This is a genomic window from Oceanobacter sp. 5_MG-2023, assembly GCF_030548165.1.
Taxonomy (GTDB): domain Bacteria; phylum Pseudomonadota; class Gammaproteobacteria; order Pseudomonadales; family Oceanobacteraceae; genus Oceanobacter.
The window spans coordinates 1-14,856 of the sequence record NZ_JAUORS010000035.1; the positions used below are offsets into that span (position 1 = coordinate 1).

Consider the following 14,856-nt stretch of genomic DNA (forward strand, 5'->3'; position numbering starts at 1 on the left):
AAGGGTTGTGCAAATACTGGGGTGGCCTGAAAGCCCTCGACAATATGAATCTGGCTTTCCACGACAAGTCACTGCACGGCATCGTCGGCCCGAACGGGGCTGGCAAAAGCACCTTGCTGAATATGCTCTGCGGGACGTACAAACCCACCCGTGGCCGGATTCTGCATCATGGCGATGCCATTGAGGATATCCGGGCTTACGAATTTGTCCGTCGGGGCATTGGTCGTGGTTTCCAGAAAACCAATATCTATCCACAGACCACCTGCCTGGAAAACTGCTGTGTGGCGGCACAACGCCGAACCGGGGGCAGCTTCAATATTTTTGCCCGCCGTAATCGCGACAAGCTGTTGATCGAAATGGCCGAAGCTGCTCTGGAGAAAGTCGGCCTGCAGCATCGACGGGATGCCATTGCGGCACAAATCAGTTATGGCGAACAGCGCCAGCTGGAAATCGCCATGGTACTGGCAACGGCACCGTCGGTGTTGCTGCTGGATGAACCCATGGCCGGAATGGGCCATGAAGAATCCCGGCTGATTATCGATCTGTTACAAACCCTGAAAACAGACTACTGCATTGTACTGGTAGAACACGACATGGAAGCCGTTTTCGAGCTGTCGGACCAGCTGACCGTGATGGTGAACGGCCAGCATCTGGTAACAGGCACAGTGGATGATGTACGGAACGATCGACGGGTAAAAGAAGCGTATCTGGGCCAGGGCGACGAGGTAATCTGATGACACCACTATTGACTGTTCGTGGCTTGCACACCTATTACGGTGAAAGCCATATTTTGCACGGCGTGGATTTTACCCTGGAGGCGGGTCAGGCGATGAGCCTGATGGGCCGTAATGGCATGGGGAAAACCACCACTCTGAAATCGGTACTTGGGCTGGTAGCCCCGCGCGGTGGCGATGTGCGTTTTAATGGCACTGACCTGAGCGGATTACCGACCTGGAAACGCATGCGCCAGGGTATCGCCTATGTGCCGGAAGGGCGTGGCATGTTCCACAACCTGAGCGTGAAAGAGCATCTGCAGCTGGCGGCTCGTGAAGGCGTGAATGGCCAGCAATCATGGCATTACGATCGCGTGCTGGAAACCTTTCCCCGGCTGGCCGAACGACTGACCAATCTGGGCACCCAGTTATCGGGCGGTGAGCAACAAATGCTGGCGATCGGGCGGGCGTTACTGACCAACCCGGAACTACTGATTCTGGATGAGGCGACAGAAGGGCTGGCACCCTTGATCCGCAAGGAAATCTGGGATGTGATTGCCCATATCAAGGATAGCGGTATGTCGACCCTGATTGTCGACAAGAACATTCAGGTACTGAAAAACCTGTGTGACCGACACGTGGTGCTGGTGAAGGGAGAGGTGGTGTTCGATGGTAATACCACCGACTTGCTGGACAATATCGACACCGTTGAGACGCACCTCAGTGTGTAGGAGACACCTGTTTAATCCTGTACGGCGGCAAACCGCGCCCCATGGGTGATACCGGCCTCACTGTTTATAACGGTGGGCCATTGTTGGCTCGCCGAGGCGGGTATCACGATCGTATAACCATCGGTATGGACTGTATGGGGCTTATTATTGTATTGATAAGCACCATTAACCATTACAGGTTGCGGGCTTTCAAGGTGGCTGACGGCAACTCACCAAAAGTTTCCCTGTACTCGGAGGAGAAACGACCCAGGTGCGTTACGGCATAATCCATTGCCGCTTCCGTGACATTACGAATCGCCGGATTCTTTTGTAACTCCCGATGTATCGCTAACAGTTTGGCCTGCTTGATATAACGCTTTGGCGTTGTCGACAGGCTATTGGCAAACAGCGAATACAGCTTGCGGACACTGATACCCGCAATGGCCGATAATTCCTCGACCGTCAGGTTCTCTTTGATATTGGCATCAATATAAACTAACACCCGTTGTATTTTTTTGTCTTCTGGCGTTGTTGGAGGCATAACATCCATCAAATTGCTGTTGAAGGTACTCATCAGCTTTTGCACCAGCAAATCCCGATAGCTGGCAGAAATGCCATTCAGACTGAGTTCGGATTCTTCGCTGGCTTCATAAAAAACCGCCTCAATACAGGACAAAAAAGACTGCGACTGACGAATATCCCGTACCTTGCGTTCAAATAAAATCCCATTGTTGGGTACTCGGCCTGCCAGCTCGATACAGGTATTGTTCATGACCTCCCGAGGGATCTTAACAATCAGCTTTTCACAATCGTCGCTGTAAACAAGATCAATTTTTTCTCCTGGATTCATCATCAGTGCCTGACCGCTGGTCAGCAGCATATCGGTGTCTGAAAAGCGCCACTGGCATTCACCACGCATAACAATCTGAAAATGATAAATATCTTCCAGGTCGGGGCAGGCCACGCGTACCCTGTTGCCATAACAAATCCGGGACAGGGAGAGATCGGAAAACTGACACAATGACAACTGGGCGCGGGAGGTTTCGGTTTCCATCAGTTCCAGACGATGGCGGCCAATATGACGGTTGACATGATTGGACACCTCATCCGGGGTGGTATTGGTACATACGGCTGAGTTATTGAGCACGCTGACTAACATACGATGTCTCTTTTATTGTTATTTTGGATCACCTTACCCTCATTTATAAAGGTAGTCGAACCAGTAGTACAAAAAACAGCCTGTATATTAATCGGTAAAATGGGATTTGATTGACCCATAAATGGAATTATAAAATAAGGTCTATCAACAACCGATTTTTACCAAAAAACACTTCATACAATGGACGTGATAGCCATAAATCTGGTGATAAAAAATCGAAGTTTGGCCTGTATTTACACAAGTATGAATCAAAACTAACAACCGGTAGATTTATTGGCTATTGCTGTTTTGTATTGGTTGTTGATGTTCTTGTATTGGTTGTTGATGTTCTTGTATTGGATATTGATATAGCTGGATTTGTTCTCAACTGTCAGGCAAGGCTGGTATTTGACCACAGATTCTTTGTGGATTAGATACATATGACACATCCTCAACCCCTCAAAAGCATCCATGGCTGACCGTCGTCTTGTCAGAGGATTACTATAAATACGGCTCTGTATTCACATAACAAGCGTGATAATAACTGGCTCCTCTGCCGCCACTTCAGGCGTGATCCTGATGTTCTGGGAGGTGGCAAAGGCCAAAATCATCTTCAGAAATCCAGCAATATCCTGAAAACAGGATTACAAAATACCGATTGTATGGGCCGGAACAGTCCCTCTTGTGGGATGGGATAGGTATTATTCACACATATCTGAACAGGCGATAGCCGCGATCACACCTGGTCTTTATCGACACACAAAAACAGGTACAAACGCCAGCATGAGCATGGCCACAGCGGATAATGATCCGCAGGTCTCTTCTGATCGGCCCTTTAACCAAGGAGCCTCTGGCATATCCCGGCATCCGCATACTACGTTTACACAGGATCTTGAATGAATATCAAACTCTCGGTGGTCGACCAGTCGCCGGTTCATGGCTCCCATTCTCTCAGAGCCGCGCCCGGCCTGACTCTGGAACTGGCCCGTCTGTGTGATGAACTGGGCTACCACCGCTATTGGGTAGCCGAACATCACGACAGCATGCACTTTGCCAATCCCTGCCCGGAGATACTGGTAGCCACCATCGCCGCCCAGACCCAGCGTATCCGGGTGGGCAGCGGCGGGGTCATGCTAAGTCATTACAGCCCGCTAAAAGTGGCCGAGTGTTTTCGGATGCTCGCCACACTGCACCCTGACCGCATTGACCTCGGGATTGGGCGAGCACCGGGAGGCTCCAGTCTGAGCTCAGCAGCGTTGGCTTTCCCACACCGGCCACTGCAGGGCGACATTTATGAACAGCAAGCACAACTGCTGGGGCAGTTACTGGAAGGTAGCGTACCCGCCAACAGCCCGTTTAAACACCTCAGTGTCATGCCTGATAATACACCGACTCCGGAACGTTGGATGCTGGGCTCCAGTGGTGGCAGTGCCGGCCTGGCAGGCAAACTGGGTTACGACCTTGCACTGGCACGCTTTATCGCACCAGACCAGTGTCAGCCATCGATATTCGACCACTGGCAGCAGGCATGGCAACAAGCCGGGCACCAGCGCCAGCCCAACAAATTACTTGGCATCGCCTGTATTTGCGCCGCCACCGAAGACGAAGCAAAACTGCGCGCAGGCACCGCGGTATATCGCAAACTGACAGCCCAGCAAGGCATGCCGGAAGACTTCCTGACCCCCGAACAGGTACAAGACCGCTACCGGCAGATGTCGCCATCGGCACAAGCCGGTTACGACCATATTCTCAGTGGGTACACCGTTGGCACCGCTGACCAGTGCCTGACGGATATCGAACAACTCAGCCGCCGGTTCAACTGCCAGGAATTTGCCCTCGTCACCGTCACCCACAGTCATTACGACCGTATGGAAAGCTATCGGTTACTGGCGCAGCAGCAGTAGCCAGCGCTGAGTGCGTACCCCAAACGACGAGAAATACACCCGTCCGGCTCGGCACCATCCGTGGCCGCATAGCGCCATAAAAACGTAAATTTAACCAGACAAGCAGGTAGCAGTAGAGCATTGTCAAAAAAGCAGATACAATACGCGGCCTTGATTCAGGTAATCATCACCTGAACTCATCGACCGCCCGTAGCTCAGCTGGATAGAGCGTTGCCCTCCGGAGGCGAAGGTCAGAGGTTCGAATCCTCTCGGGCGGACCATTTTCCAAGCCGTTCTGGCGATAGTAACTACTGACTCCCAAAATTCAGATCAAGCAGCACACCATAAACAAACGCGTTTGAATATGCTGTTTTGCGGACGGGCCGTCCGCGCTCCCATGATTTTATGTAACTCAGGAGCGCGGCGGCGGTTTATTTCGGGAGCGCGGCGGCGGTTTATTTCGGGAGCGCGGCGGCGGTTTATTTCGGGAGCGCGGCAGTGGTTTATTTCGGGAGCGCGGGCGGCCCGCCCGCATTAGCGCTGCTCAAGCAACGTCGGAAGATAAAAAGCAATGGTTATTGCTCAACACTGTTATTATTGAATATAGCTTGATAAATACGAGCGATTGCTACTGCATTTTCAAATGCCAGCTCGATTCTACCATTGGTTATGTCTTCAGCTGTTATTGATTGTTGAAGATAACTGCTGATGTTGAATGGGCCATCCTCAGGATCATTAATATACCCGTATATATTGGCGTACAATGTTCCAGCTGAATTAACAGGTAAAGAAAACTCTACTTCGCCATTTATCATTGTGGCAGTGCCATATGAGTAATGGCCGGTATTTGTTCTATAAGTGTAGTAGAAGGTTTCTCCATCCAGCACATACTGGGTTTTTAGAATCTGTTGGATTGTTGCAATTTCAGTACGATCAAACAGATCTTCATCTAAAAACTTCTGATACGTTGTACTCAATACCAAAGGCTGTGAACGAGCATTGTAAACTTGATAACTTCCGCCCCAGGTACTGGAGTTTTCAGGGTTTGAATTTGGGTGGGTAATATTTAATATTTGAATCCGTTTTTCTGCTTGGGCTTCATTGAGTGCAGAGGCTCTGGGTTTGTCGTAGGCTTTTAATATAAGTTCATTGACGTCCCAATAGGTCAGGTCTGTCGGAGCAGTAATATAAGCACTCGCCTTGATTGACACAGGCTCTGGAATTGCCAGTACATCTATGGCAACCAGCATTGGCTCTTTACATTGAGTATAATAACCTACGAGTTCAGTCTCTTGAGAACCGGATACAATGACGGTATCACCGTCGATATCACCATACGAAGGAGTAATCGAAAAGCTGAATCCTTCTGCATTGGGCGTGTTATTAATCAGATTTTCTGGGTCCAGCAATGTACCGGTGCTAGTCCTCTGTCTGGCACCGTTTTTCTCGATTTCTGTTTTAATTATGATGCCGGAAGCAGGGATCTGATCGGCAGTAAGTAAATTACCACTCAAGTCTGTAAAATTAACCTGGCGCATGCATTTGGCGCTGTAGTGCCAATCCAGATTCCAATAGGATAAATGATCAGTCTGAACACTTAAGTACAGGCCCTGGTCATCTTCTGTAACGATGCCCTCCTGGTCGTGCATACCCCATTGGCCAGTCGTTTCATTGTGACTCCATACTGGAATAACATCACCAATTTTAACGGGTTCACCTGTTTCAGGGTTGATAATATCGTCAGGGATGCGAAAAACCAAATCTGCCGTGGTGCCCAGCTGATGGGCTTTTTGGTTGTTTTCATCAATGATATCTACGGCAAGAAAACCGGCGGTCATAAAGAAACCTTCACCGTCGGAGCTATCTGTCATATCCGTATCGCTACCAACGGAAAAACCACCAGGGAAACTATCAAGTGCGCTGTCTTCGGTAGGGTCAAAGTACGCAATTTCAACGTGTAAATTACCAGACAGAAGATTGCCATCGATATCTGTCAGTGTGGTATTGGCAGGCAAGCTAATGCCAATACCACTTTCGGTTTCAACCACCAGTTCTGAATCCAATACACCGTCTGTGGCTACGTGGCTGGTATTACTTACCACCGTAACTCCCGTCGGTGAAATGATTTTACTGACCAACTTGAGAGTGACAATTTGTTGGCCATCTTCCAAGGCAGGTTCTACCACCACACTGCTTCCTCCAGCAAAATAGTTGCTGGCCGATGCCTGTATGCGGAAACTGATTGGTGAAAGCTGATCAGCAAAACCGCTATCGATCAGAACATTGGTAGTGCCATTATCGGTGATAATTAATTGACCATTCGTGAAAGCGTCTCCCTCATCATTGGTCAAATAGGCAAGTTCAGCCGCATCAGGAGCATAAAAAGACAATGACACCGATTCTTCAATCGGTTCCAGGGACGCCGCGTCCAGTATCTGGATTGACAGGGTTCGGCTCTTGACCGAGGTCATTAGCGCTTGATCCGAGCCTGAGGTACCGCGTACAACCACGGAAGGTTCTGAAGGCACCTGGTTTTCCAAACCAACTTCATCATCCGAACTACTTAGGCAAGATGATAATAATACAGCGAGAGGTAAGGTTAATAATGCCTTTGGCAGGTGTGACGTTATATAAAAAACAGAATTTCTCATGTTGTCTGATTCCTTGTTTTATAGATGCCCATCGGGATTAAATCTGATAACTCAATGAAAAATTTATAACAGGTATAAATAAATCAGAATTATCTATGTCGCGCTGCAACTTGGCTTCTTCAATATCCACATCTGATTGCACGCTGTGACAACTCAAGGAGTTTTCTGGACAGGTAGCATATAAGTCGGCATCAACGGAGTGAAGAAATACAGCACCCAGATCCAGCATGAATCCAAAGCCTTTGCCAGCACTTACCGGGTTGCCCCAACCAAAACCGATATAAGGAGATCCTGTTGCTGATGAAATATCCCCACTCAGGCTTTCCAATTCTGTTGTTGTATCGTAGACCTCACCATTGACTTCGAGTGTGCCATTGCGAGGGGTGGCGGTTATATTCATGGATAAATCATAATTTACATATGCAGCAGATAAACGAAAGCTCCCATTAAATGGATATATATCGGCTCCAATGCGTATATTTTTAAATGCCAGGTTGCCGTCGTAATCTAGATCATCGTTTTGAAATTCATGATTCAAATCCAACGTATTGAAGCCACCACGCAGAACCAGCCAATCCAGCACCTTATAATGCGCACCCAATCCCAATCCCAGCGTGCCAATCTCACCACCAAGAGCAAAACCAGACTTCTCTGCCTGCAAGGGGGCAGAGAGGCATAATATTGAAATCGCTCCGAGGTATTTAAATAGAGACATGTTTTTAGTCATTGTCTATTCCATTTCGTTATAAAAATACTTTTATTTTGGTATTAATAGTACAGCGGCACATCCAAAAATATTTTAATCTTCTCCCTGTCTTTATAATTTTTCTTGTTGCTTTTGGTTCTTTTCCTATCCTGCTTTATGACTGGTCAGTGTTTTTTTTGATAATAATTCTCACTGTTTGTAAAGTGTTTTTATTCTCAGAGAGCAGGGCTTGAATTTTTATATTTGACTTTAGTGAGGCGCCTTTTTCGATGAATAAAAACCGTCCTGGCCAGTTATTAAACAGGCTATTATTTACTCTGGATTTTGTTGCCTGTGCTTTCCATATACCGCACTTCTACTAGCTGCTGGAGCCATTTGGATCCCTCCCGCTCTGCTTCAACGGGCTCGGGCCGAATAATCAGCGGGGAAACAAGAGCAATAACTGATGTAAACGCTTATGGATATTCTTCTAACGGCGTTTCCTGATCGTGATTGGCATCTCTGTTAGCGACGTGAGGCGGCCGGAATTTTCAAGGAAAACAGCCTGAGTGCAACGATTAACCTAACTGTCAATTTTTGTAAAATTTATCCGCTCTGGCGCCCGGGGTCAATAGCTGATGGGTGAAAATTGAACAATTTCAACTTTGGCGCTGATAGCCCTTTTTCTGTTCAGCTTGGGTTTGCATGAGTTACCAACTCATATTCGCTGTTTTTGCGGACGGGCCGTCCGCGCTCCTATGTGAGCCGAGGTGTGAAATTGTCCGGGAGCGCGGGCGGCTCGCCCGCATCAATACTGTTGATGTATCAGACGGCTGGAGGTTCGAATTTCAGAGTCAGACGATCCTCGTCATCCTGACGCTGTACGAATTCTTCCAGGCGGTCGCGTGCAGGCTCACCGAGGGTACGTGCTGTTTCCGAGATAAGAAGCTCGGTGACAGCAAAGGCCGCGGTCATTGAATCGAATGGTTCTAACGCCTTGTTGCCTGCGGTAAGCAAAGCGGTAGCCTTGGAGGCCAGGGGAGAAAGATACTGGTCTGTTACCAGAATGACCTTGGCGCCTTTATTGATTGCTTCTAACCCCCAGTTAATGGTCGTTTGCTGGTAGCGTCGAAAGTCAAAGACCACAGCAACGGTCGATGGTTGTATGTCGACAAGGCTGTGAATATCAGGGACAGATAGCTGGACGTTCGGGCGCAGAATTGAAAGGTAACGATAAAGTTGCTGGGCCAATACCTGGCTGAAGCGTCCACCTATTGTCACGATGTTATTCTCAGATGCACACAGCAGTTGAACGGCCTTTGTGATTTCTGCATCACTGAGTGATGTAAATGTATTACGGATACTCTCCAGGTACAGGAACTGTGCCTGCCCGGAGGGGGACGTTTCGTCAGAACTTGATCGATTGTCCGGGTAGCTGCCAACGGGTGAGAATAGCCGGTTCTGGGCCTCATTCCGTAATGCGTCCTGAAATTCTGAATAGCCGTCAAAACCCAGTTTCTTTACAAAACGCACAACGGTTGGCGGACTTGCCCCTGAGCTAGCGGCAAGTTGTACCACAGGCACAAGGCCTCCCATCGGATAGTTTTCGGAAATCGAGTTAGCTACAGCAAGCTCGGCCGGTGGTAACCGATCCCGCAGAGCCCTGATTCGCTGGGAAACAGTTCCATTCACTCCAGGTTGTGCTGTCATTCGACTATGTCTCGCTCTTATGTCTCATTCGCTGTGTTGCGGTTGATACACCCGGGTAAATATCTGCGCAACGTAAATCCGGGTGGCCATAGTATAGTGGCCGACCCAATCCCGAAGCCACACGATTATCCCCGACTTCAATTGATACCAATCCGTTAGAACAACGGACTGATTGTATTTTCACATGGTGAGATTTTGATCCTCAGCGGTTTCAACTACGGCATTTGAATATCCAGGACACGATTTGATTGGCGGCATTGTTCACTCTTATCGGTGGCTCAGAGGTTCAGGTCAGGACTGTTTTCAGTGGCTCTTATACACCGTTTTTCCAATCCGTTGCGGGCGTGGTGAAGATCGGCGTCAGCGTCATGCGCCAAGGTGGCGCATGACGCTGCTTTATCGGCTGGGGCCGAAGCAGCATTGATTCCACGGCCCTTCGGGGCGGATTTTTTCATCAACCCAGCGCGCTCAATCGTTACCTTCCAACGCTCTTTGCGCTTCTTTAAAGCACCAATCCGCGATCAGCTTCCAGTGCTGTGGATCACTCTGCACAACCCAAATCAAGAAATATGCAAACGCACATGTTTATAAATTTTCATGTTGACATGAATCATGGAAATTAATGAACATTGCCGGACAGCGTACACAGCAGCGAGGAAACAAAAATGAGTGATTCTCCGGAAATTTCCGGTTTCATTGATGAGTTTGGTCTTTGGACTGATGAGCAGAAAGAGGCCGCAACAAAAATCAATGCGATGGTGGAAAAAGGCGATCTGAAAACGTTTCGGGTATCCGTTCCAGATGCTCAGTCCAAACTTCGTTCCAAGACGCTTCTTCCGGGGGCCTTCAAGTCCGCTCTTCGGGAAGGTGTTGAATTCACCAGTGCCTATTTCAGCTTTGACTCTGCTGAAGGTGTCGCATTCAACCCGTTCGGCAAGGACGGTGGTCTTGGCCTCGACGACATGCACGGCTTTTCCAACGCCATCCTTGTGCCGGACCCACTCACGTTTCGCGTTTTGCCCTGGGCGCCGACCGTCGGTTGGGTGTTGTGTGATATCTATCTTCGCAATGGCAAGCCTGTGCCTTTCGATGCCCGTCACCAGTTGAAATCGGCCATTAAGCGATTGAAGAAGCAGGGCTTTGATCTGGTTACAGGGCTCGAAGTTGAGTTCTATGTAACACGGGTGACGGATCATAATCTCGGTGAAGAACATATGGGAACACTGGGAGTTCCGCCTACACCGCCATCTGTTGAAGCTCTGTGGCGCGGCTTTGCCTATATGTCTGAGGACCAGCAGGACAAGATCAGTGAAATCACAGACACACTGGCAGAAAACTGCCTGGCTCTCGGCTTGCCGCTTCGCACTATGGAAGATGAAATGGGGCCGGGGCAGCTTGAATTCACCTTTGATGTCCAGGACGCCTTGCAGGCGGCTGACTCTATGGTGCTGTTCCGCTCTATGGTGAAGCAGACGATGGCACGCATGGGATTGCATGCCACCTTTATGGCCAAACCGATTTTCTCGAGTTTTGTGGCTTCTGGCTGGCATTTACATCAGAGCCTTGCTGCGCCGGGAGTACCGAACGCTTTTGTGGCATCGCCGGATAGTGGTGAGATTCTTTCTCCTACAGGGCTTTCTTACGTTGCAGGCCTGCTGGAGCATGCTGTCGATGCTTCAGTCTTTACCAACCCGACGATTAATGGTTATCGCCGCCTTAAACCCAATTCGCTGGCCCCAGACCGTTCAACCTGGGGCTACGACAACCGGGCAGCGATGGTACGAGTACAAGGTCGTCCCTGCCATATCTCCGGGCACATTGAAAACCGTATCGGTGAGCCGACAGCGAATCCTTATCTCTACATAGCGTCGCAAATACTCAGTGGCTGCGATGGCCTTGAGCGTAAGCTCAGCCCCTGTCCGATCGAAGACAGCCCCTACGAAGCCGAGCACCGGCCGAAGCTTCCAACCAATCTGATGGAAGCTACGGAAGCCCTTGATAAGAGCAAGTTCTTCCGTGAGGCGATGGGAGACCAGTTCATCAACTGGATGGTTGCTATGAAGAAAAGTGAAATTAACCGCTTCCTCGCTGCCGAGCCTGACTGGGAGCAGTCCCCTGATACGGTGACCCAATGGGAACACCACGAATACTTTACGCGCTACTGATGGCATCGGTATTAGGAGACATTTCGTGAATATTATTACCACATCGGAATCCAGCTTCGGACACCTGATTGAAGAAGGGCGTGTTCACCGTACCCTCTATACGGATACCGATATTTTCCGCCTTGAAATGAGCCGGGTTTTTGGTGGTACCTGGACCTATCTGGCTCACGCCAGTGAGCTGCCCAAGCCAAATGATTTCGTGCGCAAGAAGCTTGGTTTACGCCCGGTTATTATCACCCGTGACCGTGAAGGAAAATTTCACGGCCTGCTGAATCGTTGCACACACCGCGGTGCAACCATTTGCCGTCAGGATGAGGGAAATGCTCGTCGCTTCACCTGTCCGTACCATAACTGGTCGTTCACCAATACCGGGGAGCTGGCTGCTGTTCCTCTTGAAGAGGGTTATGGCCCCTCTTTCAAAAAGGAAGAACTCGGCCTGGGTAAACTGCGTGTCGAAAGCTATCGTGGCTTTATTTTCGGTACTCTAAACAAGGAGTTGCCTGACCTCAAAACCCATCTTGGTCCGTCAGCAGAGCTGCTGGATGAATGGCTTGACCGTTGGCCGGGCGCAGAGCTGCAGCTGCGCCGCGGACAAACCAGATTTACCTGCGCCGGTAACTGGAAGCTGATTTATGACAATGCTGCTGATGGTTATCACCCGGGCTATTCCCATGCGTCACTGCTGCGTATGAGAAAAGACCGTTACGGTGGTGGCGTCGATATGCAATGGGCGCTTGGTAATGTTGATGAGGGCCTGCAAACCGTATCCGACTGCGGTAATGGTGGTACCTTCATCGATCAGCGGGCAGAAATAATCCGTTATTGGGATCAATCTGCTCCTATGCCAGGCGAAGGTCCGTATGCGCGGATTATCAGCGAGAAAATGGGTGACAAAGCCGATGCTGCCCTCGACGTCGTGATGGGGTCTGGCATGAATATTAATATTTTCCCCAACCTTCTGATTATCGGCAACCAGATTCAGGTTATTGAGCCTCAGAGTGTCAATAAAACCAATATTAATTGGTATGCAACCGCCCTCGTTGCCGACGATCTTCCAGACGAAGTCAATTCACTGCGTATGCGTTTGCAAGAGGATTTTCCGTCCTTCGGTGAGCCTGATGATCTGGCGAATTTTGAAGAATGCCAGGCTGGTCTTGAAATTGAGGAAGTCGAGTGGATACAGACCGGGCGCCATATGGATACCGGCAAAGAGTACATCGGCGCCAAGGGAATGTTGAGTGGTCCTGTATCGGATGAACTTCCATTACGTGTTTTCTGGAAAGAGTGGCAGAAGCGTATAGAACAAGGTAATACCGGGGGGACGAAATGAGCATCAACACCAATCTTATAAAGGATGGCTTCACCCTTGAGGACATTCTGCGCGATACACTCGAGTCTAATTATATTGACGATTCTTATTACGCGAAACTGCGTAATGATATGGATGAATGGGAAGGTAAAGGTACGGTTCTTAATGAGGAAGAGCGCCAGGCCTATGAGTCCCTGATCATTCACGAAAACTGGCTACTGGATCGTCGTGCATTTGAACAATGGTATCAGCTCTATAGTCGTGAATGTGTTTACTGGGTGCCTGCTGTTGGTGAGTTGCCGGATGCTGAGCGGGCAGACCCCCAGCGCCAGGTCACGATTGCTTTCGATGATCGTCGTCGCATGGGTGACCGTATCGTATGGCTAAGAACCGGCGTTGCTTATTCGCAGCTGCCCCCGTCTTATACCTCTCATGTGAGCGCCTCTTTCGTCAGACTGCCGACGGAAAAGGAAGGGGAAATCAAGATTCGTTCGCAGTTTATCGTTCAGGAAATGCGGGGAGGCCATGCAATCCAGACGTTCAGTGGTTGGATGGGACACGTTTTCGTCGCAGAAGGCGGTGTGATCAAAATCGATCGAAAAGTCGTTTGTCTGCTTGATGCACCCCGTAATCATCACAACCTGACGTTCCTGTTGTGAGGTGAGATGATGACTATCACTGTTACAGGAAACGAGACGCTTGCCCCAGGGTTCTGCTTACACCTGACGGTAAACAGCAAGGCAGTTATAGCAGACGGCATTATTAAATTATTACTGGCTGGCGAAGAGCTTCCGGACTGGGAGCCTGGTGCGCATATCGAACTGGCATTTCCCGGAGGGCTGGTACGCGCTTATTCGATTGTTTCAGGAGAGCCAGGGCGAAGTTATGAGCTGGCTATTCTGCTTGAACCGGAAAGTCGTGGCGGTTCGCGCTACGTCCACGAACAGGTGCAAGAAGGAGACGTCATTGCGGCTACTGAACCCAAAAACTCTTTTGCCCTGGAAGCGGCGGAAAATTACGCATTCATTGCGGGTGGCATTGGTATTACGCCTGTTTTACCAATGATCAGAAGTATGAAACGTGCAGGCAAGCCCTGGAAGCTGTATTACCTCGGCCGGTCACGTACACGAATGGCGTACATGGCTGAAGTCGAGGCGCTGGAGCGTGAGCAGCCTGGCAGTGTGTTCGTCCATATTGATGACGAAGTTGGCGGTGTTGATCTTGGGGTTCTGGTTAATGGACTTGCGGAGAATACAGCGGTCTATACCTGTGGTCCTAACGGATTGATGGATGCGCTTTCTGTACAAATTGAACAGCGGCCCTCGATCAGTCTCCATATGGAGCGCTTCGGACGGATCGAGCTGGTGCCATTAGTTGATGCTGCAGCAATCAGTGATGATGCTACTGACGCAGCGTGCGATGCTGATGGGGCGTTCGAACTTGAGCTGCATAAAACCGGAGAGACGATCAACGTGGGTAAAAATGAAACCATTCTTGATTGTGTCCGTAAGGTTCGGCAAGGCTTGTCCTTCTCATGCTCCGACGGATACTGCGGAACCTGCGAGGCCGCTGTGCTTGGCGGTATTCCCGATCATCGTGACACCGTACTTTCCGAGCAGGAACGTGAAGAAAACCGAACGATGATGATCTGCGTCAGTCGCTCCAAAACCCGCAAGCTGATTTTGGATCTTTGACGAACCGCACCTCGTAAAACGCTGTCTTGCGGACGAGCCGTCCGCGCTCCCATAGGAGCACCGCGGCGGTGTGTTCATAACATACCCGGGATACCCGGGAGCGCGGCGATTGGTTCACAACATACCCGGGAGCGCGGCGATTGGTTCACAACATACCCGGGAGCGCGGCGATTGGTTCACAACATACCCGGGAGCGCG

The 14,856-nt window shown here is 49.8% G+C and carries 11 protein-coding genes and 1 tRNA gene; 8 read left to right on the top strand and 4 right to left on the bottom strand.

Features of this window, described 5'->3' with window-relative positions:
* On the top strand, positions 1-734 hold a 734-nt coding region (locus tag Q4551_RS15585), incomplete at its 5' end, for an ABC transporter ATP-binding protein (protein ID WP_303434808.1).
* Positions 734-1,444: an ABC transporter ATP-binding protein gene (locus Q4551_RS15590; RefSeq protein ID WP_303434809.1), complete on the top strand. Its 711-nt coding sequence runs from the start codon at positions 734-736 to the stop codon at positions 1,442-1,444. The genes Q4551_RS15585 and Q4551_RS15590, both read left to right, overlap by 1 nt.
* Positions 1,445-1,616: 172 nt before the next feature.
* On the opposite strand, the gene Q4551_RS15595 is transcribed toward Q4551_RS15590, so the two are convergent.
* Entirely contained in the window at positions 1,617-2,582 is a 966-nt protein-coding gene (locus Q4551_RS15595) for an AraC family transcriptional regulator (RefSeq protein WP_303434811.1), read from the bottom strand.
* Positions 2,583-3,457: 875 nt separating this feature from the next.
* Between Q4551_RS15595 and Q4551_RS15600 the strand changes: the two genes are divergently transcribed.
* A complete protein-coding gene (locus Q4551_RS15600; RefSeq protein ID WP_303434813.1) occupies positions 3,458-4,465 on the top strand; it encodes an MsnO8 family LLM class oxidoreductase in 1,008 nt (335 codons plus the stop codon).
* Between the two features lie 183 nt (positions 4,466-4,648).
* Positions 4,649-4,725 (top strand) — tRNA-Arg (locus Q4551_RS15605).
* Positions 4,726-5,019: 294 nt separating this feature from the next.
* Here the strand turns inward: Q4551_RS15605 and Q4551_RS15610 are convergent.
* From Q4551_RS15610 to Q4551_RS15620, 3 genes are all read right to left on the bottom strand, one after another.
* The gene (locus Q4551_RS15610) at positions 5,020-7,095 is read right to left on the bottom strand and encodes a hypothetical protein (RefSeq protein ID WP_303434814.1); all 2,076 of its coding nucleotides are present in this window, start codon (positions 7,093-7,095) and stop codon (positions 5,020-5,022) included.
* Between the two features lie 37 nt (positions 7,096-7,132).
* Entirely contained in the window at positions 7,133-7,822 is a 690-nt protein-coding gene (locus tag Q4551_RS15615; RefSeq protein ID WP_303434816.1) for a hypothetical protein, read from the bottom strand.
* A 783-nt stretch (positions 7,823-8,605) separates the two neighbouring features.
* Positions 8,606-9,490, bottom strand: a complete 885-nt coding sequence (locus Q4551_RS15620; protein WP_303434817.1) for a MurR/RpiR family transcriptional regulator — start codon at positions 9,488-9,490, stop codon at positions 8,606-8,608.
* A gap of 665 nt (positions 9,491-10,155) precedes the next feature.
* Between Q4551_RS15620 and Q4551_RS15625 the strand changes: the two genes are divergently transcribed.
* Genes Q4551_RS15625 through Q4551_RS15640 form a run of 4 tightly spaced genes read left to right on the top strand, consistent with a single transcriptional unit; the run spans position 10,156 to position 14,658 of the window.
* Positions 10,156-11,655 carry a glutamine synthetase family protein gene (locus Q4551_RS15625; protein ID WP_303434819.1) on the top strand — a complete coding sequence of 500 codons (1,500 nt, stop codon included), beginning with the start codon at positions 10,156-10,158 and terminating at the stop codon, positions 11,653-11,655.
* Positions 11,656-11,680: 25 nt separating this feature from the next.
* Complete coding sequence (locus Q4551_RS15630; RefSeq protein WP_303434820.1) at positions 11,681-12,985, top strand: aromatic ring-hydroxylating dioxygenase subunit alpha; 1,305 nt, start codon at positions 11,681-11,683, stop codon at positions 12,983-12,985.
* The gene (locus tag Q4551_RS15635) at positions 12,982-13,623 is read left to right on the top strand and encodes an aromatic-ring-hydroxylating dioxygenase subunit beta (protein ID WP_303434821.1); all 642 of its coding nucleotides are present in this window, start codon (positions 12,982-12,984) and stop codon (positions 13,621-13,623) included. Before Q4551_RS15630 ends, Q4551_RS15635 begins: the two co-directional genes overlap by 4 nt.
* 9 nt (positions 13,624-13,632) lie before the next feature.
* Positions 13,633-14,658 carry a PDR/VanB family oxidoreductase gene (locus Q4551_RS15640; protein ID WP_303434822.1) on the top strand — a complete coding sequence of 342 codons (1,026 nt, stop codon included), beginning with the start codon at positions 13,633-13,635 and terminating at the stop codon, positions 14,656-14,658.
* Positions 14,659-14,856 lie beyond the last annotated feature (198 nt).